Origin of the sequence: Arthrobacter sp. zg-Y238, assembly GCF_024385525.1 — a bacterium.
Classification (GTDB): Bacteria; Actinomycetota; Actinomycetes; order Actinomycetales; family Micrococcaceae; genus Arthrobacter_B; species Arthrobacter_B jinronghuae.
Map to the genome: position 1 here is coordinate 646,849 of NZ_JANFLU010000001.1, position 23,624 is coordinate 670,472.

24 protein-coding genes are annotated in these 23,624 nt (G+C 67.5%); 17 read left to right on the top strand and 7 right to left on the bottom strand.

The window, feature by feature from the left end; genetic code table 11:
* Positions 1–250 precede the first annotated feature (250 nt).
* From NNX38_RS03235 to NNX38_RS03255, 5 genes are read left to right on the top strand one after another with little or no spacing between them, the layout of a single operon-like run.
* Positions 251–892, top strand: a complete 642-nt coding sequence (locus NNX38_RS03235) for an ABC transporter permease (RefSeq protein WP_255796698.1) — start codon at positions 251–253, stop codon at positions 890–892.
* Positions 885–2,168 (top strand): ABC transporter ATP-binding protein, encoded by a 1,284-nt coding sequence (locus NNX38_RS03240; protein WP_255796699.1) that lies wholly within the window; start codon positions 885–887, stop codon positions 2,166–2,168. Before NNX38_RS03235 ends, NNX38_RS03240 begins: the two co-directional genes overlap by 8 nt.
* Entirely contained in the window at positions 2,165–2,944 is a 780-nt protein-coding gene (locus NNX38_RS03245) for an ABC transporter permease (RefSeq protein ID WP_255796700.1), read from the top strand. Before NNX38_RS03240 ends, NNX38_RS03245 begins: the two co-directional genes overlap by 4 nt.
* Entirely contained in the window at positions 2,944–3,945 is a 1,002-nt protein-coding gene (locus NNX38_RS03250) for a glycine betaine ABC transporter substrate-binding protein (protein WP_255796701.1), read from the top strand. Before NNX38_RS03245 ends, NNX38_RS03250 begins: the two co-directional genes overlap by 1 nt.
* A 10-nt stretch (positions 3,946–3,955) precedes the next feature.
* Positions 3,956–4,642: a DUF6308 family protein gene (locus NNX38_RS03255; protein WP_255796702.1), complete on the top strand. Its 687-nt coding sequence runs from the start codon at positions 3,956–3,958 to the stop codon at positions 4,640–4,642.
* A gap of 20 nt (positions 4,643–4,662) precedes the next feature.
* Here NNX38_RS03255 and NNX38_RS03260 read toward each other — a convergent pair whose 3' ends face one another.
* A complete protein-coding gene (locus tag NNX38_RS03260; RefSeq protein ID WP_229950574.1) occupies positions 4,663–4,959 on the bottom strand; it encodes an EthD family reductase in 297 nt (98 codons plus the stop codon).
* 142 nt (positions 4,960–5,101) lie between these two features.
* Here NNX38_RS03260 and NNX38_RS03265 point away from each other — a divergent pair, with 142 nt between their 5' ends.
* The 4 genes from NNX38_RS03265 (at position 5,102) to NNX38_RS03280 (ending at position 8,423) form a co-directional block, all read left to right on the top strand.
* A complete protein-coding gene (locus NNX38_RS03265) occupies positions 5,102–6,205 on the top strand; it encodes an NAD(P)-dependent alcohol dehydrogenase (RefSeq protein ID WP_255796703.1) in 1,104 nt (367 codons plus the stop codon).
* A 108-nt stretch (positions 6,206–6,313) separates the two neighbouring features.
* Complete coding sequence (locus tag NNX38_RS03270; protein ID WP_255796704.1) at positions 6,314–6,862, top strand: acyl-CoA thioesterase; 549 nt, start codon at positions 6,314–6,316, stop codon at positions 6,860–6,862.
* Positions 6,863–6,957: 95 nt separating this feature from the next.
* Positions 6,958–7,587 (top strand): dihydrofolate reductase family protein, encoded by a 630-nt coding sequence (locus NNX38_RS03275; protein ID WP_255796705.1) that lies wholly within the window; start codon positions 6,958–6,960, stop codon positions 7,585–7,587.
* An 80-nt stretch (positions 7,588–7,667) separates the two neighbouring features.
* Positions 7,668–8,423, top strand: a complete 756-nt coding sequence (locus NNX38_RS03280) for an IclR family transcriptional regulator (RefSeq protein WP_255796706.1) — start codon at positions 7,668–7,670, stop codon at positions 8,421–8,423.
* 119 nt (positions 8,424–8,542) lie between these two features.
* On the opposite strand, the gene NNX38_RS03285 is transcribed toward NNX38_RS03280, so the two are convergent.
* Positions 8,543–10,690: a hypothetical protein gene (locus tag NNX38_RS03285; protein WP_255796707.1), complete on the bottom strand. Its 2,148-nt coding sequence runs from the start codon at positions 10,688–10,690 to the stop codon at positions 8,543–8,545.
* A gap of 324 nt (positions 10,691–11,014) precedes the next feature.
* Between NNX38_RS03285 and NNX38_RS03290 the strand changes: the two genes are divergently transcribed.
* Together NNX38_RS03290 and NNX38_RS03295 are read left to right on the top strand one after the other, a co-directional pair.
* Entirely contained in the window at positions 11,015–12,421 is a 1,407-nt protein-coding gene (locus NNX38_RS03290; protein WP_255796708.1) for an OFA family MFS transporter, read from the top strand.
* A gap of 133 nt (positions 12,422–12,554) precedes the next feature.
* Positions 12,555–12,977 carry a DUF5956 family protein gene (locus NNX38_RS03295; protein WP_255796709.1) on the top strand — a complete coding sequence of 141 codons (423 nt, stop codon included), beginning with the start codon at positions 12,555–12,557 and terminating at the stop codon, positions 12,975–12,977.
* On the opposite strand, the gene NNX38_RS03300 is transcribed toward NNX38_RS03295, so the two are convergent.
* Positions 12,971–13,483 carry a hypothetical protein gene (locus NNX38_RS03300; protein ID WP_255796710.1) on the bottom strand — a complete coding sequence of 171 codons (513 nt, stop codon included), beginning with the start codon at positions 13,481–13,483 and terminating at the stop codon, positions 12,971–12,973. The genes NNX38_RS03295 and NNX38_RS03300 overlap by 7 nt on opposite strands.
* A gap of 118 nt (positions 13,484–13,601) precedes the next feature.
* On the opposite strand from NNX38_RS03300, the gene NNX38_RS03305 reads away from it, so the two are divergent.
* Positions 13,602–14,639: an NAD(P)-dependent alcohol dehydrogenase gene (locus tag NNX38_RS03305; protein WP_255796711.1), complete on the top strand. Its 1,038-nt coding sequence runs from the start codon at positions 13,602–13,604 to the stop codon at positions 14,637–14,639.
* A gap of 9 nt (positions 14,640–14,648) precedes the next feature.
* On the opposite strand, the gene NNX38_RS03310 is transcribed toward NNX38_RS03305, so the two are convergent.
* From NNX38_RS03310 to NNX38_RS03320, 3 genes are read right to left on the bottom strand one after another with little or no spacing between them, the layout of a single operon-like run.
* Positions 14,649–15,746, bottom strand: coding sequence for a phosphotransferase family protein (locus NNX38_RS03310; RefSeq protein WP_255796712.1), 1,098 nt, complete (start codon positions 15,744–15,746; stop codon positions 14,649–14,651).
* A gap of 5 nt (positions 15,747–15,751) precedes the next feature.
* On the bottom strand, positions 15,752–17,011 hold the full coding sequence (locus NNX38_RS03315; protein WP_255796713.1) for an acyl-CoA dehydrogenase family protein: 1,260 nt from the start codon (positions 17,009–17,011) through the stop codon (positions 15,752–15,754).
* A 31-nt stretch (positions 17,012–17,042) separates the two neighbouring features.
* The gene (locus tag NNX38_RS03320; protein ID WP_255796714.1) at positions 17,043–17,831 is read right to left on the bottom strand and encodes an SDR family oxidoreductase; all 789 of its coding nucleotides are present in this window, start codon (positions 17,829–17,831) and stop codon (positions 17,043–17,045) included.
* Positions 17,832–17,951: 120 nt separating this feature from the next.
* On the opposite strand from NNX38_RS03320, the gene NNX38_RS03325 reads away from it, so the two are divergent.
* Positions 17,952–18,563: a TetR/AcrR family transcriptional regulator gene (locus NNX38_RS03325; protein WP_255796715.1), complete on the top strand. Its 612-nt coding sequence runs from the start codon at positions 17,952–17,954 to the stop codon at positions 18,561–18,563.
* Positions 18,564–18,566: 3 nt separating this feature from the next.
* On the opposite strand, the gene NNX38_RS03330 is transcribed toward NNX38_RS03325, so the two are convergent.
* Positions 18,567–20,540, bottom strand: a complete 1,974-nt coding sequence (locus NNX38_RS03330; protein WP_255796716.1) for an acyl-CoA dehydrogenase family protein — start codon at positions 20,538–20,540, stop codon at positions 18,567–18,569.
* 200 nt (positions 20,541–20,740) lie between these two features.
* Here NNX38_RS03330 and NNX38_RS03335 point away from each other — a divergent pair, with 200 nt between their 5' ends.
* From NNX38_RS03335 to NNX38_RS03350, 4 genes are all read left to right on the top strand, one after another.
* Positions 20,741–21,370 (top strand): TIGR03085 family metal-binding protein, encoded by a 630-nt coding sequence (locus NNX38_RS03335; protein ID WP_255796717.1) that lies wholly within the window; start codon positions 20,741–20,743, stop codon positions 21,368–21,370.
* 108 nt (positions 21,371–21,478) lie between these two features.
* Complete coding sequence (locus tag NNX38_RS03340; protein WP_255796718.1) at positions 21,479–21,982, top strand: MarR family winged helix-turn-helix transcriptional regulator; 504 nt, start codon at positions 21,479–21,481, stop codon at positions 21,980–21,982.
* Between the two features lie 53 nt (positions 21,983–22,035).
* On the top strand, positions 22,036–22,380 hold the full coding sequence (locus NNX38_RS03345; RefSeq protein WP_255796719.1) for a bifunctional 3-phenylpropionate/cinnamic acid dioxygenase ferredoxin subunit: 345 nt from the start codon (positions 22,036–22,038) through the stop codon (positions 22,378–22,380).
* On the top strand, positions 22,344–23,621 hold the full coding sequence (locus NNX38_RS03350; protein ID WP_255796720.1) for an FAD-dependent oxidoreductase: 1,278 nt from the start codon (positions 22,344–22,346) through the stop codon (positions 23,619–23,621). Before NNX38_RS03345 ends, NNX38_RS03350 begins: the two co-directional genes overlap by 37 nt.
* Positions 23,622–23,624 lie beyond the last annotated feature (3 nt).

A 23,624-nucleotide genomic window follows, 5' to 3' on the forward strand; every position in this document is an offset into this window, starting at 1 on the left:
GGCTCCTCGGGGCGCTTTGTGAAGCAGGTAACGGTAAGGTTGCTTGGTAGTTTTCGCCCGGACACCAACCCCGGACACCAACCCCGGACACCAACCCCGGACACCAACCCCGGACACCAACCCCGGACACCAACCCCGGACACCAACCCCGGACACCAACCCCGGACACCAACCCCGGACACCAAACGCCGGGCGGCGACAAGAAACAGGCGACAAGAAACATACGCAACCAAAGTGAAGAGGTCTTGATGTGTGGGAATTCGTGGCGGACCGGTATCAACAGATCCTGTTCGCCGGATGGCAGCACTTCAGCCTAGTTATCCAGTGCCTGATCCTCGCCACGGTCATTGCCGTGGTCATTGCGGCCCTCGTTTACCGCAATAAGACCCTCAGCGGAGTGGCCAACGGCGTCTCCGCGGTAGGCCTCACGCTGCCGTCCTTCGCCCTGATCGGCCTGCTGATCGCGCCCTTCGGGTTCGGCGCCGTGCCGGCCGTGATCGTCGTGGCGTTCTATGCCACCCTGCCCATCCTGCGCAACGCGGTGGTGGGCCTGGCCGGGATTTCCCCGACCGTCGTCGAATCCGCCCGCGGTGTCGGCATGAGCCGGCTGCGCACACTGCTGCGCATCGAACTGCCGCTGGCCTGGCCTGTCATCCTCGCCGGCGTGCGGGTGTCCGCCCAGATGGTTATGGGTATTGCCGCCATCGCGGCCTACGCCCTCGGCCCGGGACTGGGCGGCTTCATCTTCACCGGACTCTCCCGCCTGGGCGGTGCCAACTCCCTCGAATCCGTGGTGGTCGGCGTCGTCGGCGTCATCCTGCTGGCCCTGATCCTTGACCTTCTCCTGGTCGGCCTCGGCCGGCTCACAACCCCGCGAGGTATCCGTGTCTGAGACTCTCTCCCCAACCACCGGCGATAAAGCCACCGCCACCGGCATCCTGCTCGAAGACGTCACCAAGCGCTTCCCCGGGCAGGACAAACCGGCGGTCGGCGGGCTGACCATGGAAATCCCGCGGGGCAGCATCGTGATGCTGGTTGGTCCGTCGGGCTGCGGCAAGACCACCACGCTGAAAATGATCAACCGGCTCATTGAGCCCTCCAGCGGGCGGATCATCCTCGACGGCGAAGATGTCACCGGGATCGACGGCGACCAGTTGCGCCGCGGGATCGGCTACGTCATCCAGGCCGGCGGGCTCTTCCCGCACATGACCGTGGCGGCGAACATCGCCGTCGTCCCCAAGATGCTCAACTGGGACAAGGACCGCATCCAGTCCCGGGTGGACGAGCTGCTCGAACTGGTCTCCCTCGATCCGGCCCTCTACCGTGACCGCTACCCGAAGGAACTGTCCGGCGGGCAGCAGCAGCGCGTGGGCGTGGCCCGTGCCCTGGCCGCCGATCCGCCCGTGCTGCTTATGGATGAACCGTTCGGTGCCGTGGACCCGATCACCCGCCAGCGGCTGCAGGACGAACTGCTGCATATCCAGTCCGAACTGAACAAGACCATCGTCTGCGTCACCCATGACTTCGACGAAGCGGTGAAGCTGGGGGACTGGATCGCCATCTTCGACGAGGGCGCGCAGCTGGTGCAGTATGACTCCCCGGAACGCATCCTGGCGAACCCCGCCAACGAGTTTGTGGAAAACTTCATCGGTTCCGGCGCCGGCCTGAAGCAGCTCACGCTGACCCGTGTGAACGAGGTGGAGCTGGCCTCGCCGATTACGGCCGGCATCGGGGACCTTGCCAGCGACACCCTCTCCCTGCTGCAGGGCGCGGGCGAGCAGAACGCCGTCGTCCTGGACGAACGGGAGCGGCCCATCCAGTGGCTCTCCCGCCGCCAGCTCAGCCGCCTGGACCGGCATACCGATGCCGTTGATCCCAAGCTTCCGGTGATCAGCGAGCAGTCCACGCTCAATGACGCGCTGGACACCATGCTGGTCTCCAGCACCGGCGCCGCCCTCGTGACCGGTCCACGGGACCGGTTCCTCGGGCTGGTCACCGTTCAGACCGTAATGGAAGCGATCACGGCAGCGAACGACGCCGCGCAGCAGGGCTCTTCCAGCGCACCGGTGGGCCTCAACAGCGGCGGCATCCGACGCGGCACAGAGACGGACGCGCAGGCAGCAGTGCAGGACGACGCCGGTGCTGCCGCCGGCCAGGGCACCCGATGACCGCCGTCCCCACGGCCGCCCAGGCCCGGACCGAAGCCGAAACCGGTGCCGGCCCGACATCCTGGCGCCCGCTGCTGCTGCAGCTGGCCGGCATCGCGGTGGCCTTCGGGCTCCTGATGCTCTGGCTGACCACTGCCGAGCTCAGCGTCACCGAGCGCACCACCCTGGATCCCGCGGCGCTGTGGGACTACACCGTGCAGCACCTCCTGCTCACCGGGGTGTCCGCGGTGATCGTGCTGGTGGTCGCCATCCCGCTGGGCGTGCTGCTCACCCGCGGACGGATGCGCCGGGTCACCGGACCGATCATGGCGGTGGCCAACATCGGCCAGGCGGCACCGGCCATCGGGCTGCTGGTGCTGCTGGCCTTCTGGGTCGGCTTCGGTTTCCGGGCCGCCATCGGCGCGCTGGTGGTCTACGCCCTGCTGCCGGTCATGCGGAACACGATGGTCGGCCTGCAGCAGGTGGATCCGCGCGTCGTGGAGGCCGGCCGCGGCGTCGGCATGAGCAACGCCCAGGTGCTGTTCCGGCTGGAACTGCCCCTCGCGGTGCCCGTGATGCTCTCCGGGGTCCGGACCGCACTGGTGCTCCTGGTGGGCACCGCCACGCTGGCCACGTTCGTCAACGGCGGCGGGCTGGGGATCCTCATCACCACCGGCGTGAACCTGAACCTGACCACGGTGCTGGTGGCCGGAGCCCTGCTGGTGGCGCTGCTGGCCCTGGTGGTCGACTGGATCGGCCGGCTGGTCGAGCACATCGCCCGGCCGAAGGGACTCTGATGAAAACGCAGCCAAACGCACGCGTCCGCCTCGCTGCCGCAGGAGCCGCCGCCGTCGGACTGCTGCTGGCGGGCTGCGGACTGCAGCCCGCAGCGTCCTACGTGCCGGACGCGGACCCGGGGCTGATCCAGCCCGTCGAGGGCCTGCCCGACGACGCGGAACTCACCATCACCAGCAAGAACTTCACCGAACAGCTCATCCTGGGCAAGATCGCGGTGCTGGCCACCAAGGTCGCCGGCTTCGACGTCACCGACCTGACCAACGTGCCCGGCAGCCAGCCGGCGCGGGAGCTGCTCCTGTCCGGGCAGGCCGGCATGACCTGGGAATACACCGGCACCGGATGGATCGCCTACCTCGGCCAAAGCGAAGGCATCCCGGACAAACAGGAACAATGGCAGGCCGTGCATGACGCGGACCTGGCAAACGGTGTCACCTGGGGCGATCCGGCGCCGCTGAACAACACCTACGCCATGGCGATCCGCAGCGAGGCCGCCGAGGAACTGGGCGTGGCCAGCATCTCCGACATCACCACCCTGCCGGTGGAGGAGCGCACGTTCTGCCTTGAGGCCGAGTTCAACTCGCGTCCGGACGGCATGAACCCGCTGCTGGAAAAGTACGGCATGCCGCGCGGGGCACCCAACGGTGTGCCGGACGCCAACATCGGCATCTATGACACCGGTGCCGTGTATTCAGCCACCGACGCCGGGGAGTGCAACTTCGGCGAGGTCTTTGCCACGGACGGACGGATCGATTCGCTGGGACTGACCGTGCTCGAGGACGATCTGGCCTACTTCCCCGCCTACAATGCGGCGCCGGTCTTCAACACCGAGGCGCTGGAGGAATATCCGGAGCTGGTGGACATCTTTGCGCAGGTGTCCCCGTTGCTTACGGACGAGGAACTGCGCAAGATGAACCTTGCCGTAGACGTCAACGGCCAGGAGCCCGCCGACGTCGCCTTCGACTGGATGGTCGAGAAGGGCCTGATTACCGCTCCCGAGTGAGGTGGACCCCGTGGACCTTCCAGCCATCCTCGACGCCGGCCACGTTGACGACGCCGCCGGCCTGCTGCGCCGCTACTACACGCAGAAACTGACCTCCGGGCATGTGCGGACCGGGGCGAGGTTCGACACCTGGGCCGGCGGGGGAGACTCCCCGGGGGCCGCCGACCGGATCACCGCCGACGACCTGGTTGCACTGGCCCTGCTGGGCGAGGAAATCAAGGGACCGGCGGTGGTGGGACTGCTCGAGACCAAGGCACCGGAGATCGGCGAGCTGCTGGAACTGATTCCGGTGAGCCTGGAGCTGGCGGACGTTACCGGCGTCGAATACGTCCATGTCCTCGGCAAGGACAGCCCGGCGTGGCTGCTCTGGGAGATTTTCCGCGGCTACCGGGGCGGGCAGTGGAAGATGGGCCCCACGAAAACCAGCAAGCTGCTGGCCCGCAAACGGCCGAAACTGATTCCGATCTGGGATTCAATGGTGGCCCGCAGCATCGGAGCGGGGACCTCCCTCACGCAGTGGGAGGAATGGCATGCGCTGCTGACCGCCAATGACCGGGAACTGGTCCGCCTCCTGGACGAAGTCCAGGACCGGGCTGCGCTGCCGGTGCGGGTGTCAGCCCTGCGGGCCATGGACGTGGTGCTGTGGATGGACGCCAAGCAGCGCGGTTTCCGGGCCGCGCCGGGCGACGACGACTGAGCCGGACTCCCCGAAGCCGCCTAGTTCCGGTAGGTGAACACGGTCAGCCCGCCGGTCGCGAAACGAGGGATGTCGGCGTTGGCGGCCTGCCCCTCGGCGGTGGTAAGGGACTCCTGCATGGCCGATTCGTCGTCGAAATCGGCTTCAAACAGTGCGAAATACGGCGGTTGCTCCTCCGCCGACCTCAGCTCCTCGGACGCCCGCAGCTCACGGAGGCCGGGGATGTTGCGCACCAGCGGCAGGTGCACGTTGCGGTAGTGCCGGCGGAAGGCAGCCGGGTCCCGCGGCTGCCGGAACAAAACAACGAGGGTGTGCATGCTGAAAAGGTAACGCTCTAGGTGGCAACGGGACAGGGGGTTTGCCCGACGGCGGTTAAGGACACCGGGTGCCGCACCGGACTAGAGTCCTCAGTACGCCGGGGCCGCCATGCCCGCGGACCCGCAACGAAGAGGAACCCTAATGTCACTTTCCACCAGCGCCGCCGCCGAGATCCCGACGCCGGAGCTTCCGGACAGCATGCGCGTCTCGGTCCTGCGCGTCCCGGCCACCCGCGGCGGAAACGACGGCCCCGCGGACGAAACCGCCCCCAACCAGCTGTCCGTCGACGAACGCCCGCTTCCGCAGCTGGAACCGAACGAGGTGCTGGTCCGGGTGGCCGCCGTCGGCGTCTGCGGCAGCGACGTGCATTATTTCCGGCACGGGCGGATCGGGCAGTTTGTTGTGGAGGACCCGCTGGTCCTGGGGCACGAAGCGTCCGGGACCATTGCCGCCGTCGGCGCCTCCGTGGATCCGGCCCGGATCGGCCAGCGGGTATCCATCGAGCCGCAGAAGCCCTGCCGCCGCTGCGAGCAGTGCAAGCAGGGCCGCTACAACCTGTGCCCGGACATGGCCTTCTACGCCACCCCACCGGTCGACGGCGCCTTTGCCGAATACGTGGCGATCGAGTCCGATTTCGCCCACGCCGTTCCGGACACGGTCTCGGACGAGGCCGCCGCCCTGATGGAGCCGCTCTCGGTAGGCATCTGGGCCTGCCGGAAGGCCGGCGTCGGGCCCGGACAGCGGGTGCTGGTAGCCGGTGCCGGACCGATCGGCGTGATCATTGCCCAGGTGGCCCGCGCCTTCGGCGCCAGCGCCGTGTACATCAGTGACATCGCGCAGGACCGGCTGGACTTCGCCGCCGCGCACGGAGCCACTCACACCCTGCATGCCTCCCAGCCGGTGGACGGGCTGGGAGTGGATGCGTTCATCGACGCCTCCGGAGCTCCCAGCGCGGTCCGCGCCGGCATCCGGGCGGTGGCTCCCGGCGGCCGGGCCGTGTTGGTGGGCATGGGCGCCGAGGACGTCGAACTGCCGGTCGGCGTGATCCAGAACCGCGAAATCTGGCTCACCGGCGTCTTCCGCTACGCCAACACCTGGCCGACGGCCATCTCGCTGGTCGCAGAGGGCAAGGTGGACCTGGACGGTTTGGTCACCCATGAGTTCGGGCTCGGCCAGGTGCGGGAAGCGCTCGACGCCGGCCAGGAACCGGGGACGCTGAAGGCCATGGTCCAGCCGTGGCGCTGACGGGCGCGGCGGTGCGGGCACCGGATCCGGTCCGCGTGGAACGGAGCGGGAAAAGAAAATTCCGCGGCGCACCTCGACACTAAGTTACTGAGCGGTAATATAGCGGGCATGCACCTCATTCTGCGCACCATCCTGACCCTGTTCCGCGCCCGACGCCGGCCCAAGCTGGGCTTCTTCGAGACCTCCTCGGTACCCATGAAGGTCCTGGTCACGGACATCGACTTTGCGATGCACCTGAACAACGGCATGTACTTCTCGCTGATGGACCTGGGCCGCTTTGACCTGCTGGTCCGCAGCGGCGTCTGGGACATCATGAAGAAGCGCGGCTGGAGCCCGGTGGCGAACAACGAAACCATCAGCTTCCGCAAATCCCTGCAGCTGCACCAGCAGTACAGCATTGAAACCCGGGTCATCGGGTTCGATGAGCGGGCCATCTACATCGAGCAGCGCATGGTGGCGGACGGAGAGATCTACGCCAGCGCAGTCATCTGCACCCGCCTGGTATCCAAGAACGGACCGGTGAGCAACGAGGAGATCTTCGAGGCCGTGGGCGCCGTTCCGCCGTCGGACCTGGAACTGCCGGAGTGGATCAGCGAGTGGCGTGCCGCCGTCGCCCTGCCGAGCACCCGCCGCCCCGCTCCGCACACCTGGGCCTAAGCGGAGCTGCCGCCCCGGGCGTTGTCCGGAGCCGTTGACACCCCCGGATGCCGGGCCGAACCTAGAAGCAGGGGGACCTAGGAACGGGGTGCTCGGTGAAGCTGACGGTCAACACTTTTCTGACGTTGAACGGCGTGATGCAGGCCCCGGGCAGCAGGGAGGAAGACCCGTCCGGCGGGTTCACCGGCGGCGGGTGGCTGACGCCGCTTGCTGATCCTGACCTGGAGCAGATTGTCTCCGAGTGGTACGGCATGGCCGATGCACTGCTGCTGGGGCGCAACACGTACGACATGATGCAGCCCTACTGGGAGGCCGCGAACCAACCCGGGGACGTCATTGCCACAGCCTTGAACAACCTGCCGAAGTATCTGGTCTCCGCGACAATGCCGCCGGTGCCCTGGCACAACACGCTCCTGCTCGAAGGGGAGCTGATCTCCAGCGTGGAACGGCTGAAGTCCCGGCGCAGCGGCGAACTCCAGGTGCACGGCAGCTATCAGCTGGTCCAGGCGCTGGCTGCGGCCGGGTTGGTGGACGCGTACCGGCTGCTGATTTTCCCGGTGGTGGTGGCCCAGGGCAAGCGGCTCTTCGAAGACATCCGCGAGACGGCCTCCTACAGCGTCTCGCAGCCGCAGACCACGCGGTCCGGCGCTGTCTGCGTGACGCTGCACCCAGCCGGGCTGCCGGCCGAAACCGGTTCCGGAAGCGGACCCGGGATCTCCGTTTGATGCCTTTTCCGCGGTGCTGGATAAGGAAGAAAGTTTCCGCTCTGCGATAAAGTGGGGGCAATTCGTGGGGAGGGGCAATCATGGCTGAACGGTCCGCCGGATCCGGCGTGCAGTCGGTGGAACGGGTCTTTGAGCTGCTGGAGCTGATTGCCGACGCCGGCGGGGCTGTGACGCTGAGCGAACTTGCCGCCTCCACCTCCCTGCCGCTGCCCACCATCCACCGGCTGCTGCGCACCCTCGTGGGCCGGGGCTACGCCCGACAGCTGCCCAACCGGCGTTACGCCCTCGGGCCGAAGCTGATCCGGCTCGGGGAAGGCGCCAACCTGCAGCTCGGTGCGCTGGCGATGCCGCAGCTCAAGGGGCTGGCGGATGATCTGGGGGAGACCTCCAACATGGCAGTGCTCGACGCCGACATGGTGGTCTATGTGGCCCAGGTTCCCTCGCGGCATTCCATGCGGATGTTCACGGAAGTCGGCCGCCGGGTGCATACGCACGACACCGGCGTCGGCAAGGCGATCCTGGCGCAGCTGCCGGAGGAACAGGTCCGCAGCATCGTGGGCAGGGCGGGAATGCCCACCCCGACCGGGCACAGTCTGGGCAGCGTCGATGCGCTTCTGGCTGATCTGGATGGCATCCGGGAACGCGGCTACTCCGTGGACGAGCAGGAACAGGAACTCGGGGTGCGCTGCTTCGCCATGGCCGTTCCCAACGCACCCACGCCGTCGGCGGTTTCCGTCTCGGGGCCGGTCTCGCGCGTGGATGAAGCCTTCGCGGACCGTGCGGTGCCGCTGCTGCGCGAAGCCGTGGAGCGGATCTCCGCCGAGCTGAAGCGCTAGGACATTTCCCGGGAGCCTTCCCGGGCACGGAAAAGGGCAGGTGCCGCGGCTGCGGTACCTGCCCTTTTCTCAGTGATGCGAGGTGATGCGGTGCTGTCTAACCGTGTGCTGTCCGGACCCTAGTGCTGGGTGCCGCGGCGGGTGCCGGCGATCAGCATGCCGATCGGAATCAGCAGCAGGAGCAGCGGGATCAGTACGGCCAGGATCTTCGGGGAGGTGAAGATTTCGCCCGGGGTCAGCGCCGTGGTGCTGGCCCGCATGGTGTCTGCACCTTCGGAGATCTTGCCGTTGCCGTCGGCCAGGGTCTTGCTGCCTTCGGCCAGTTCGGTGTTGCCGTCGGCCAGCTTCTCGGCGCCTTCCTTCAGGTCGCTCGTGCCGGCGGTCAGCGTCTTGCCGCCGTCGTCGAGCTTCACAACGCCCTCGTCCAGGGACTCGGTGCCGGTGACCAGGCGGCTGGTGCCGTCGGAGAGGCTGATGGTGCCGTCGTAGATCTTGTAGTTGCCGTCGGCCAGCGTGTAAGCGCCGGTTTCCAGGGTGTCCAGCCCGGTGGCGAGGGTTCCTGCGCCGGTGGCGAGCTTCTGAGCGCCCGTATTGAGTTCCCCTGCGCCTGCTGCGATCTTGCTGGCGCCAGCAGTCAGCTCGGGAGATTTCGAGGCAAGCTCGTTGGCCCCGGCGTCCAGCTGGGTAGCGCCAGCCTCGATCTTGCCGTTGCCAGCCTCGAGAGTCTTGGCACCGGTACGCAGAACCTGGATGCCGTCTGAAAGCTGCTTGACGCCGCCCTTTACCTTCGCCGTTCCGCTGGCAATTTGCTTCGCGCCGGACTCGAGCTTCTCGGAACCCGCTGTCATTGCGATTGTTCCGTTGTGCAAGGCTTCAGCACCATCTGCCAATCCGGGGTTGGTCCCGTCACCGATGTTGAATCCCACCTGGACTTGCTTGATTCCTCCGTCGAGCTTTGCGGCGCCGTCGGCCGCGTCAGCCGCGCCCTGCTTGAGGGCCTGGAGCGTTATTCCACTCACGCCTGCGCTGTAAGCGGTGGCACCCGCCGAGAATTGTCCGGCACCCGTGACCAGCTTGTCCATGTTAGGAGCCAGCTGATCATAACCGCTCTTGACGGCGGTTGCGCCCTGAGAAATGCCGTCCACGTTTGCCTTGGCTGACTGGGCAGCGCCCAGCGCATCGGCGAGTGCTGCGTTGAGCTCATCATCAGTCATGGTGCCGGCTTTACCCTGAAGGGCGGCCAGCGAGTCGACCATAGCTTGGGATGCATTGACCGAGTTGGTGTTCGCTGTAGCAAGGTCTGCCGCTCCATCGGCCATGGTGGTGGCACCAGCCTTAATTAGAGGCCAGCCCAACGCCAGATCGGCCGCCCCGGCGCTCAGCTGCGGGGGAGCAGCAACGAGGCTATTGATGGCATTGGAAATCGTACGGGTGCCCTCTGCAAGCTTGGGCGAAGCGTCCTCGGCAGCAAGCTGGTCCACGCCGGCCTGCAACTTTGCCGCTCCGTTCTTCAACCGAAGTGCTCCCGCTTCAAGATCCTTCGCGCCAGTTACAGCCTCTTTCGCTCCGGTGACCAGTTGCTGGGCCCCCGCATCAAGGAAGGGAACGCCGGTTTTTTGATCGTTGAGCTGTTCCGCACCTGCTGCGAGCTGGTCGGCCCCCGAGGCAATCTGGCCGGCTCCGACCTTGGCATCTCCGGCACCCTTCTTGAGTTCACCTGTGCCGGCAGCTAGTTGACCAGTGCCATCCTGGATGCGGATGGCACCGTCTTGAAGGGCGGTGCCGCCGGTAGCGAGCTGCGATGCGCCTGCTGACAGGGTAGTGCCGCCGGTGGCGAGCTGCTGTGCCCCGCCGTTTGCCGTGGTGGCACCGGCGGCCAGCTTGTTGGCACCTTCATTGGCAGCCTCGGCGCCGGTGAGAAGCTTCGCGGCTCCTTCATCCAGCGTGGTGGCGCCTTCCTTGAGGGTGGTGACGCCCGCCTTGGCGGAGCCGATTCCCTTTGCCAGGGTGTTGGCGCCCGCGTCAACCTTTTCGGTGCCCGCTGCGAGGTCCTTGGCACCGGTCTGTGCCTTCTCGGCGCCGGCCTCCAGGTCTCCTGCGCCGGTGGAGGCGCGCTCCGCGCCATCGCTCAGCTCCGATGCGCCGCTGGCAACCTTGCCCGTAAAGAGGACGAAGAAGGCGAGGAGGAGGACCAGGAACAACGCCAAAAGTACGGTTAAAAGTGTATGGGGGCGGCTGGAGGCGCGCCCGGACGTGGAACTCGTCATTGAATATCCTTCTTCTGCTTCTTACGATTCGAGACTGACTAAGCGGCGAGCAGCACGCCTGTGGGCGCAGCCTCCGCGGATGCAAGGTGACCGGGTCCGTCGCTACGTTGAGACGTAATCGGTCAAGACCAGTGTGATGTCTGTTACATCTAAGCTACCCGCGGGTAACAAAGCAAGGCTTTTTCGAAATTAGTTACCGACGAGTAGGTTGCGCGGTATGTTTTGCTGCGCTAAAGGGAACCAGCGTGTCGAAGCTGCGTAACCCAGCTCACACCGGGCATCGTTGGGTGCAGACAGGATCGGCCTTAGATCAAGGGAGTCCGTATGAGCTGGCTGGACCGCGACCGAACCATCGCCCCACCCGGATTCAACCGGTGGCTGATCCCGCCGGCTGCGCTGGCCGTGCACCTGTGCATCGGACAGGTCTACGCCACCAGCGTCTATAAGACGGCGCTCGTGGAATACTTCGGCGCGAGCCTCACCCAGATCGGCATCATCTTCTCCATCGCCATCGTGATGCTTGGACTGTCCGCCGCCGTGATGGGCACCTGGGTGGATGCCAACGGACCCCGCAAGGCCATGTTCGTTTCGGCCATGTTCTGGGTGAGCGGCTTCCTGATCGGAGCCGTGGGCATCTTCACCGGCCAGCTCTGGCTGCTGTACCTGGGCTACGGCTTCATCGGCGGCATCGGCCTGGGCATCGGCTACATTTCCCCGGTCTCCACCCTGATCAAATGGTTCCCCGACCGGCCCGGCCTCGCCACGGGCATGGCCATCATGGGCTTCGGCGGCGGTGCGCTGATCGCCAGCCCGCTCTCCTCGGCCCTGCTGACGTTCTTCGACCCTGACTCCGGCACGCCAGGCTGGGTGGCCAGCGGCGACGCCGTGGGCAAGCTGTTCCTCACGCTGGGCGCTCTCTACCTGGTGTACATGCTCTACGGCGCCTGGAGCATCCGGGTGCCGGCGGCGGACTGGAAGCCCGAGGGCTTCGACCCCTCCACCGTTGCCTCCAAGTCCCTGGTCACCACCAATCACGTCTCCGCCGCCAACGCCATCAAAACCCGGCAGTTCTGGCTCGTCTGGATTGTGCTCTTCTGCAACGTCACCGCAGGCATCGGCATCCTGGAACAGGCAGCGCCCATGATCCAGGACTTCTTCCGCCAGCCCGACGGCGCCTCGCTGGTGACAGCCGCCGTCGCCGGCGGATTCGTCGGCCTGCTTTCGATCGGCAACATGGGCGGGCGCTTTGTCTGGTCGGCCACCTCGGACGTGATCGGACGCAAGCGCATCTACATGCTCTACCTCGGTGCCGGCGCCGTCATGTACGTCCTGTTGTCCTTCTTCGGAGACACGTCCACCATCCTCTATGTGGCCCTAGCGTTCGTGATCCTGTCCTTTTACGGCGGCGGGTTTGCCACCGTTCCCGCCTACCTGCGTGACCTCTTCGGCACCTTCCAGGTCGGTGCCATCCACGGCCGGCTCCTCACGGCCTGGTCCGCTGCGGGTATTGCCGGTCCGCTGATCGTCAACTCCTTCCTGGACGCGCAGGGCACCCCCGGGGAGCTCACAGCAGCGGCATACTATCCCGCCCTGCTGACCATGGTGGGACTGCTGGTGGTGGGCTTCATCGCCAACCTGCTGGTGACGCCGGTCGCGTCCCGCTATCACGAACCGCAGAAGCCCGCGCAGGCGGACCCGGCGCAGGCCGCTACCCAGGACGGAGAACGCTGATGACCAAGGCAAAGTTGACGGTGAGCTGGCTGCTGGTGGGGATCCCCCTGGCCTACGGGGTATTCCAGACCCTGACCCGGGCCGCGGCGCTTTTCGGCTGAGCATCGCCCGCGACCAGGGTAAAGGAGAGGACATGCCCGGCAGCTGGAATGAAGTTCGGATCCTGCCGCCGGAAGCAGAGCCGGACGCGTATACCCAGCTGCCGTTGACGGGCTGGTTCCTCATGATGGGATGGGCGGCGCGGGCGCAATACACCTACCGCCGGCCTGGCACGCTGTATGAAACCCTGCCGACCCAGGAGCTGTTCGCCCCCGAGGACGAGGAACGGGTTTACCAAATGACCAATGACTATCTGCAGCTGGTCGGCATTCCGCCCGTGCCGCGGGGATACGCCTGGTTCCTGGCCCGGCCCGCAGGGATCGCTTCCGATGAAGCCCTGTGGCGGCGGCTGAACGAAATGATCGATGAGGTGGGAGGCATACCCCACTTCGACGGCCCCGCCTACGTGACGGGGGCCTATCCGGTCATCGCGGAAGCGGTACGCCGGCTCTACTGACTGGGCTTCGAATCCTTGGCGTCCTTTGAATCCATCACCCAGTCAATGACCAGGGAATAGAGCGCCGCTGCCATTGCCATAACGCGACGGGGACGGGCCACCCCGCGCCGAACCAGCCACGTTTCGACAGCCTCATCCAGCACCAGGGTCAGTGCCGTGATCCCGCTGACGGTTGCCCCCATCAGTGCAGCCATACCCGTCAGCGCAATTTCCGGCATCCGCGTCTGGGACCCGGCCGTGGGCGCGGCAACGTAGGAAGGCACGGTTGCGGAATCGCCCCCGGCCCCTGCCGTGAACGGGGTGACGAGGTCAACGGTCCCAGCGGCAGCCAGTTCCCTCCCTTTCCGGCGGCCTTTTCGGAGTGCCAGAACGACGACGGCACCCGCGGCTGCGCCGGAACCAAGAACGTAGGCGCGGCGCAGGCCCGGGGACCAGTCCGCCGGCCGAGACAGGGTGAACGCCCCCACGGAAGCGGCGAGCGCGAGGGACAGAGGAAGATTCTTCATGGCCCACACGCTACCTGCTGCCGGAAGGGCTGTGGAACCGGGGACGCGGGTGCAACGATTAACGTGCAAATCCAACCATCGTGCCGTCGCGGAACGGTGCGGAGAGCAGGAGTATGCCATGAAGGCCCTTCAATACCGTGCCATCGGCCAGCCGCCCGAAGTGGTGGAGATCGATACCCCCGAGCCCGGCCCCGGGCAGGTCCGGCTGAAGGTGACCGCCGCCGGGGTCTGCCACTCCGACGAATTCATCATGAGCCTCCCCGAGGAGGAGTACATCTACGGTCTGCCCCTGACCTTGGGGCACGAGGGTGCCGGCGTGGTGGACCGGGTGGGCGACGGCGTGCAGTACATCGAGGAGGGCGCGTCCATGGCCGTCTACGGGCCGTGGGGCTGCGGGATTTGCTACGAGTGCTCCAGCGGCCGGGAGAACTACTGCCGGAACGCCGCGAAGTTCGGCATTGTCCCGCCCGGGCTCGGCGCACCCGGGGCCATGGCCGAATACCTGATTGTGGACAGCCCCCGGCATCTGCTCCCGCTCGGGGACCTGGATCCGGTGCAGAACGTGTCCCTGACCGATGCCGGGCTCACCCCGTACCACGCGATCAAAGGCTCGCTGGAGAAGCTGCCCTCCGGTGCGACCGCCGTCGTCATCGGCGTGGGCGGGCTGGGGCACGTGGCCGTGCAGATCCTGCGGGCCATGACCGCAGCCACCGTGGTGGCGCTGGACATTGACGAGGCGAAACTGAACCTGGCCACCGACGTCGGCGCGCACTACACCTTCCCGTCCGAGCCCGGCGCGGTGGACATGGTCCGGGACCTGACCGGCGGGCGGGGCGTGGACGCCGTCTTCGACTTCGTGACCAACCAGGCCACGCTGGACCTGGGCCAGGCGATGGTGGGATCACAGGGCGACCAGGTGCTGGTGGGCGTAGGCGCCGGCACCCTGCCGGTGGGGCTGGGCGCCACCGCGGCGTGGGAAACCTCCATCCGTGCCCCGTACTGGGGCTCCCGGTCGGAGCTGTTCGAGGTGCTGGACCTCGCGCGGGGCGAAGGCATCAACGTGCACACCGAGGTGTTCAGCCTGGACGAAGCGCCGGCGGCCTACGAAAAGCTGAAGAACAACCAGCTCCTCGGCCGCGCCGTCGTCGTGCCGTAACGCCGGAAGCTACAGCGGTGCCGCTGCCAGTCCGGCGAACCCGGCGGCGGCCCGCAGCAGCTGCGGCACGCCGGCCTCCAGCGACGGGGCGAACACCCGGTCATTGGGGCGCTCGCCCTTGAGCCAGCGGGTGTAGATGGCCTCGCAGAAAATCGATGCCTTCCACAGGGCCAGGGCCTGGTACCAGGGCAGCGCTTCCAGATCCAGGTCCATCCGCTGCCGGTACGCCTCAATGACTTCCTCCCGGGAGTAATAGCCCGGGTTGCGGGTAACCCCGGTCAGCTCCAGCGGCGTAGCGACGCTGCCGGGTTCGGAGTAGGTGGCGGTGAGGTAGCCCAGATCCGCCAGCGGGTCGCCGATGGCGGACATTTCCCAGTCCAGGACGGCAATCACCCGGGCGGGGGACTGCGGGGCGAACATCAGGTTCCCGGGCCGGTAATCCCCGTGCAGCACCGAGGCGGCCTGGCTGTCCGGCACGTTGTCCGCCAGCCAGCTGCCGATCCGGGCCACCTCGGGAAGGTTGCGCATGGTGTTGACCTCCCACAGCCCGGAGAACCTGGCCACCTGGCGCTGCAGGTACCCCTCCGGCTTGCCGAACGTGGCCAGGTCCCCGCTGCTGACATCCACGGAGTGGATGCGGACCAGGGCGTCGACGACGGCGGCGCTGGTGGCCCGGCGTTCCTCCATTGAGGACAGCACGGGCGGGATGGTGTTGGTGATGACCAGCCCGTCAAGGAAACCCATCACGTAGAACGGCACCCCGAGCACCGACTCGTCTTCGCACACCGCCAGGATTTCCGGCACCGGCACACCCTGCACGCGCAGCAGCTGCTGGATCCGGGCTTCGCGGACCATGTCATGGGTGGAGCGGGGCAGCGGCGGGCGCGGGCCGCGGCGCAGCACAAAGTCGTCGTTCCCGCGCCGGATCCGGTAGGTGATGTTGGACTGCCCGTCCCCGATCTGCGCCCAGGACAGTGGCCCCGAACCCAGCCCGTGCGCGTCGAAGAACGCGGTGACCTCATCCAGGATCAGCAGCGGAGGGGAGGCCAATGCCTCAGCCTCGGAACGGGTGGCTACAACTTCGGTGCCGTCGGCAGTAGTGTGCATGGGGTTCAGGCTTTCGCTTCGGCGGGGGTTCCGGCGTCGGACGCCGGGCGGGACACATCGGCAAGATCCGGAGCGCCGCGCTCCGCTTCCCGGCGGCGGCCGGCGGAAGCGCGGCGGGCTATGGCCCACTTATGCGTTTCGTTGGAGCCGTCATAGATGCGGAAGGCGCGGACCTCGTTGAGGTAGGAGGCCAGCGGCAGCCGGTCGGTGACGCCGTCGCCGCCGCACAGCTGCAGGCTCCGGTCGATCACCCGGTACACCGCCTCCGAGGTGTGGGCCTTGGCCACCGAGGACAGCGCCGAGCCGGCCTTGGCATCGGTTTCCAGCAGGGCGGCGGTCTTCGTGATGATGGCGTCGGAAGTCTCAATATCGATGACCGACTGCGCGATCATTTCCTGGGCCAGGCCGAGTTCGTTCATCACCGAGCCGAAGATCTCGCGCCGGTTGGTGCGGTCCAGCGCGATGTCCAGGGAGCGCCGGGCCAGGCCGAGCCAGCGCATGCAGTGGGTCAGCCGGGCCGGACCAAGCCGGACCTGCGCGTAGCGGAAGCCCTCGCCGGGTGCGCCGAGCACGGCGGCGTCCGGCACAAACACGTCCTCAAAGTGCACGTGCGGATGCCCGCCGCCGATCGCCCGGTCCATGGTGTGCAGCTGCTCGCCGATCCGCACGCCGGGGGCGTCCATGTCGACCAGGAGCATGGTGGCCCCGGCGGGCGCACCGTCCACCGCGTCGGTGCGCACCATGGCGATGCAGAACGTGGCGTTGTTGGCGCCGCTGGTGAAGCGCTTTTCCCCGTTGATCAGCCAGCCCCCGTCCACCTTCGCGGCGCTGCTGCGCAGGGCGGCGGGATCCGATCCGGCACCCGGGTGCGGCTCGGTCATGCCGAAGCAGGAGCGGGCCTCGCCGGAGACCAGCGGGGCGAGGTAGCGGCGCTTCTGCTCCTCGCTGCCGATCAGGTTCAGCATGTGCATGTTTCCTTCATCCGGGGCCATGCAGTTCAGTGCCGAGGGGCCGATCAGCGAATAGCCGGCCTCCTGGAAGATGGGGGACCAGTACGCCAGCGGCACCCCCTGTCCGCCGTACTCGCGCGGTGCGTGCGGGGCGAAGACCCCGGCGGCCTTGGCGGCGGCGCGCAGTTCCTCCAGCAGTGCCTCCGGAACGACGGCGCCCGGCCGCGGTTCTGCGGGCATCACGGTGCCACGGATGAACTCGCGGGTGCGCAGGCGGAGGTCTTCGATTTCCGGAGGCAGGGAAACAGTGCTCATGAGGGGTCCTTAGGGGATGCGGTGGGAGCGGTCAGGCCGCGCCGCCGGCCACGAGCAGGCCGCCGTCGAGGTTGATGATCTGCCCGGTGACCCAGGCGGCGTCGTCGGAAGCCAGGAAGGCGGCCGCACCGGCCACGTCCTCCGGGGTGCCGAGCCGCTTCAGCGGGTAGGTGGAGCTGACTTTTTCTTCGCGGCCCTCATACAGGGCGCGTGCAAACTGCGTCTTGACGACGGCGGGTGCCAGTGCGTTCACGCGCACGGTGGGGGCCAGCTCGACGGCGAGGGTACGGGTGAGCTGTTCCACGGCGGCCTTGCTGATGCCGTAGAAGCCGATGCCGGCGGCCGGGGTCTGCGCCGAGACCGAGGAAAGATTCAGCACCGATCCGCCGCGGCCCAGGAAATCCAGTGCCTCATGCGCACAAACGGCGGAAACCCAGGCGAGGGTGCCCAGCACATTGACGTCCAGGATCCGGCGGGCGGCCTCCGGGTCCAGCTTGCTCAGCGGACCGTACACCGGGTTCACGCCGGCGTTGTTGACGAGGATGTCCAGCCGGCCCCAGGTCTGGGCAACGGTGTCCAGCACCTCCGTGCGGTGGTCCGGGTCATCGGACTTGCCGGCTATCGCCAGGACGCTGCCTTCGGGGAACTCTGCAGCGGCTTCCTTCAACGGACCGATGTTGCGGGCAGTGATGCAGACCTTCGCGCCCTCGGCCACCAGGCGGCGGGCAATGGCCAGGCCGATGCCGCGGCTGGCCCCGGTGACAATGGCGGTCCTGCCCTCGAGGCGGGGCCTGCCCGCAGACTTCTCCGGTTCGGTCATGTGCTCCGCCAACTTCCGTTTCCATCCACTACCGAGCGACCGCTCGGTATGGTTAGTCTGGTGCAGGGCCCGGAAAGTGTCAAGGATCACATCCGGGTATTCGACCATCGAGGGGACGCCATGACCGCAGTCCGTACGCAGCCCGACTGGCGGGACTTTTCCGTGCCCGCCCTGCCCCCGCTGCTGCGTAATGCCCTGGACTGCTTCGTGGAGCACGGCTACCACGGAACCAGCATCCGCACCGTGGCCACCCGGGCCGGCTTGTCGGTGCCGGGGCTCTACCACCACTATCCGTCCAAGCAGGCGCTGCTGGTGGGAATAGCCGAATCCGCGATGGCGGATCTCTACGTACGGAGCACCGCCGCCCTCGCGGAGGCGGGCGAGGACGTCGAAGACCGGTTTGCCCTCCTGATCGAATGCCTTGTCCTGGTCCATGCCTACCGCTGGGAACACGCATTCATCGCGGCCAGCGAGATCCGCAGCCTGGAGGGGCCGGCCCGCGACGGGCACATAGCGGCCCGGGACCGGCAGCAGAAACTCCTCGATGACGTGGTGTCGGCAGCGGTCAGCAGCGGCCGCTTCGCCACCGGGTATCCGAAGGACGCCAGCCGGGCGGTCACCACCATGTGCACCGGAGTGTCCCAGTGGTACCGCGCCGGAGGTCCGCTCAGCCCGGAGGAACTGGCGGTGCGCTATGTGCAGATCTGCCGTGGCGCGGTGGGAGCGTCCTAGGGCTCACCGGTACCGGCGGTGCAGGTTCTCCTTCGGTTCGCCGCCGCGGGCCGTCTCCGAAATCCACGGGCCCGTGCCCTCCGACGCATCCAGCACGCCTTTCTCCTGCCAGGTGTACCGCCCGGCCAGAATGCCCTTGGACAGCTGCCGGTCGGCGTCGTCGGAGTTGTGCCACAGGCCGTCGAACAGGGACTCGATCCGCACCCGGGACTGCCGGCTGAAAGCGTCCGCAAGTTCGAACGCGGCCGCGCCCTCCGCCGGATCCTCACGCCGAATGTTCAGGGCACGGACGCACGAGGCCGAGATCGCGAAGATTTCCGCACCGATGTCCACAATCCGCCCCAGGAAGACCTGATGGTGCTCCAGTCCGGCCTGCCAGCGGGCCATGCCGAGGAAGGTGGAACGGGCCAGCCGGCGGGAGGCCCGCTCGGCGTAGCGGAGGTGCCGGGCCAGCAGGCCGAACTCGTTGTAGGACGTGGGGACGTTGCCCTTGCCGGTGGCGAGCGTCGGCAGCCACTTGCCGTAAAAGCCGCTGGCCTTCAGCGCGGCCCGTGCCTTGGCGCCCACCGGGGCGTCCGCCACCGCCAGGTCCCCGGCCGCGGAAAGGTGCGCATCCACGGCTTCCCGCGCAATGAACAGGTGCATGATCTCGGTGGATCCCTCAAACACCCGGTTGATGCGCAGGTCCCGCAGCTGCTGTTCGGCCGGGACCGCGCGCTCGCCGCGGGCGGCGAGGGAATCAGCGGTCTCGAAACCGCGCCCGCCGCGCACCTGCACCAGCTCGTCGGCCACGTTGTACGCCATTTCACTGGCCCAAAGCTTCGCCAGCGCCGCCTCGATGCGGATGTCCTTGGTGCCGGCGTCGGCCAGTTGGGCGGAGAGTTCGAAGACCGCCTCCAGCGCGAAGCTGGTGGCCGCAATGTAGGCCAGCTTCTTGGCCACAGCCTCGTGTCGGCCGATCGGCCGGCCCCACTGTTCCCGGGCGCCGGACCAGCCGCGGGCAATCTTCAGCGACCATTTCCCCGAGGCCGCGCACATGGCCGGAATGGAGAGGCGGCCGGTGTTCAGCGTGGTCAGGGCAATCTTCAGGCCCTGGCCTTCGCGGCCCAGCCGGTTGGCCGCCGGAACGCGGACATTGGTGAAGCGGGTGACCCCGTTTTCGATGCCGCGCAGGCCCATGAAGTTGTTGCGGTTCTCCACCGTGATGCCGGGGGAGGACATTTCCACCACGAACGCGCTGATGCCGCCCTTTGAGTTGCCGTGCGGCGGAACGGCGGCCATGACTACCACCAGCTCGGCAATCACGCCGTTGGTGGTCCACAGCTTGACGCCGTCGATCACGTATTCGCTTCCGTCTTCGGAGGGGATGGCGGTGGTGCGCAGCCGCGCGGGGTCGGACCCGACGTCGGGCTCGGTGAGCAGGAAGGCGGTCACCGCCCCGGCGGCGCAGCGCGGCAGGTACTCTTCCTTCTGTTCCTCGGTCCCGAAGACCTTCACCGGCTCCGGCACGCCGATGGACTGGTGGGCCGAGACCAGCGCCCCGAGGCTGGGGTGCACGCTGCCCAGGACCATCAAGGCGCGTCCGTAGTTCAGCAGGGACAGTCCGAGCCCGCCGTAGTGCCGCGGAATCTTGATGCCGAACACCCCCAGGTCCGCGAGTCCGCGCAGGTTCTCGTCCGGAATCAGTCCGGTGCGTTCAATCGCCAGGCCGTCCATGGTCCGGCAGTACTCGGTCAAGGCTTCCAGGAACAGCTGGGCCCGGGCCTCTTCGTCGAGGTCCGCCGGCGGCAGGGAGCCGACCAGATCCAGGTTGTAGTTGCCGAGGTAGATCCCCTTGGCGAAACTCGGGCGGGATTCTCCGGTGTCGCGTGCTGCTTCGGTGGCGTTGCGGGCGTCTTGTTCAGTGACCACGCGCTCTTTGATTCTGCGGGCACTTCGGTTGCGGCTGGCATCTTGGGAAGTGTCAGTGGTGCTCATGGGATTTCTCCTCCGTCATGGCTGCACCGTGGATCCGGCACCGTGTCCGGCCTCGCAGCCCACTGTGGGGACCATGCTACGCGTCAGTAGGTAGGGGTAAAGGGCGTGCGGTGGCTAATGTTGGCCGCAGGCCGCAAAGTCGGAGGAAAGCTCCCGGATGAGGGAGAAACCCGGCGGGGTTCAACATGAAGGAGATCGACATGGCATGGGTGGAAACGGAACGCGCGGAATTGGTCCGGACGCTGCGGGAGGCGGATCCGCTGGCGCCGACGTTGTGCGAGGGGTGGGATGTGCGCCGGCTGCTGGCCCATCTGGTGCTCCGTGAGCAGGCGCCCTGGAAGATCGCCGCCGATGCGGTGCGCCGGCCCAAGCCGGGCCAGGAAAAGCAGCTGGGCGTCTGGGCTGCCGCCGCGGGAACCCCCGAAGGCTATGCCTCATTGGTGGACCGGTTCGCCGCCGGACCGGCCCGTTTTTCACCATTCCGGCTGGATGCGGCGAACCTGGTGGAATACGTCATCCACCATGAGGACATCCGCCGCGGGGAATCAATGGCAGCGCCGCGGGAACTTCCCGCAGGACAGCAGCAGGCCCTGTGGAAGCAGTTGGGCCTCATGGCCCGGCTGGGCTACCGCAGCAGCCCGGTGGGTGTGGAACTGGCGGCGCCCGGTTCCGGCCGGCGCCGGGTCAAGCGCGGCACCCCGTCCGTGCTGATTTCCGGAGATGTGGTGGATCTCGCCCTGCACGCCATGGGAAGGCGCGCGGCGGCCAATGTGAGCATTGAAGGCGGGGGTGAGACCGTCCGGGCGTTCCGCGAGTGGGCTGCCCGCTAACTTCACCGGCTTGACAAGTACCCCCTCTTTGCCGTTGAAATAGTAAGCACACTGATTGTTTCAGCGGAGCAGAACCGCCTACCAATGACGTATCAGGGAAGCAGGAAGATGCAGAACGAGGGGGACTGGGAACCCGTGCGGCTGCTCTCAACGGCTGCAAGACTGGTAAGACGAGAAGTAGATAACAAGCTCCGCGCCGTGGGGCTCACCCAGGAGCGCGTGACAGTGCTGCGGGTGCTCCTGGCCGAGGGGCCCATGCGGCGCGCGGAACTGGCCAGGCGCCTGCGCGTCACCGCGCAGACCCTGGGTACGGCGTTGGTGAGCATGGCGGCGCAGGGTCTCGTGGAAGAAGTGTCGGCCGAGACCGTAGGCCGCTCCGGACGGTGGATGGCCATCTCCGAGCGCGGGCAGAAGCTCCTGGCCGACGCCGAAAACCTGGAGCAGGACAATTCCACGGCCGGGATCGGCCCGGAGCTGCGCTCGGAGTTGATCACGCTCATCCGCGGTCTGGAGCACGGCAAGCAGCAGCGACCCTCCGGTACGCCGCTGGCTGCTGCGCAGCAGGACGGGTCCCCGTTGAGCGCGGCCTCCGAGCCCCCGCTGCCGGGGTAACGTGTTGACCTAAGAGCAGCACGTTATTGGCCTGGGCGCCGGGGAAGGAAGGCATGAGCGAGGGTATCCGCGTTGCCGATGTTGACGAGATAGACGAGGGCGAGGCCCTGACGGTGGACGCCGAAACGGCGGGCACCTCGGACGATATAGCTGTATTCCACAGCGACAATGGAAACTTCTATGCCCTGAATGACACCTGCACGCACGAGGATGCCTCCCTTGCCGACGGCTGGATCGAAGGGGACGAGGTGGAATGCCCCATCCACTCCGCGCGGTTCTGCCTCCGCACCGGGGAAGCTTTGTGCCTGCCCGCCCTCATCAACACCAAGGCACACCGCGTTGACGTGCGCGACGGTGCGGTGTGGCTATACCCGAACGAGAGCCCGCTCAGCGCTTGATGGTCCTCGCAGCCCCCGCGTCCATTGCTGTGGTGGGGGGCGGAGTCGCCGGCTTCAGTGCCGTCCGTGAGCTCCGCCGGCGCGGCTATGCCGGCGCCCTGACCCTGGTGGACCCTGCGGGGCTGCCCTACGATCGGCCGCCGCTGAGCAAGGCGTTCCTCGCCGGGAGCCTGGACCGGCTCCGCCTGCAGCTTGCCCCGGAACAGTGGTACGAAGACAACGGCATTACGGTGCTCGCCGACGCCGTGGACAAGCTCGACGCCGGCAACGGCACCGAGGCGCCCGTCCTCGCCCTGGCCTCGGGCAGGGACCTCGCCGCCGACGTCGTCCTGCTCGCCACCGGTGCCCGCGCACGCCGGCTGCCGCTGCCCGGCATGGACCTGCCCGGAGTCTTCACCCTGCGCAGCGCCGACGATGCCCTGGCCCTGCAGGGGCACCTGGCTTCCGGCGCACATCTGGTGATCCTCGGCGCGGGACTGGTCGGCGCCGAGGTGGCGGGTACTGCCCGCGGACTGGGAGCCGGCGTCACTCTGGTGGATCCCGCCGAGCTTCCGTTCGCGCAGGCCGTGGGCCCCGCAATGGCCGGCTATCTGCATGGCCTCCACGCTGCGCACGGTACCGAATACGTGCGGGGTGCGGCGGCAGGGATCACCCCGGACGGGAACGTCCTGCGGGTGGAACTGGCGGACGGCAGCAGGCTCTCCGGAACCGCCGTCCTGGTGGCCGCGGGCAGCGAGCCCGAAACGGCGCTCGCCGAAGCAGCAGGACTCGCCGTGGACGCCGGCCTGCTGGTGGATGCATCCGGCCGCACCTCTCATCCGCGCATTTTCGCCGCCGGTGATTCCTCCCGGCGACTAGGCCCCGACGGTGCGCCCGGCCGACGGTTCGAACACTGGGACGCAGCCCGCCGCACCGGTGAAGCGGCCGCCGCCGGGATGCTCGGCGCCGAACCTCCCGCCGGCACGGCGGACTGGTTCTGGTCCGACCGCTATGGCGTACACCTGGAAGTGGCCGGCAGCATGGCCGTTCCCGGGCAGACCGTGCTCCGCGGCGAGCCCGGTTCCGGTTTTATGGTGTTCTGCCTGGACCAGGACGGGTCGCTGGCGGGGGCGGCCGCCGTCGACGGCGGAACCGCTGTCCGGGCAGCCCGGAAGCTCATTGAATCCGGCCGCATCCTCGACCCGGTGCTGCTGCAGGATCCGGCCGTCGACCTGCGCCGGCTGGCCCGCGCGAAGCCGTAAAAC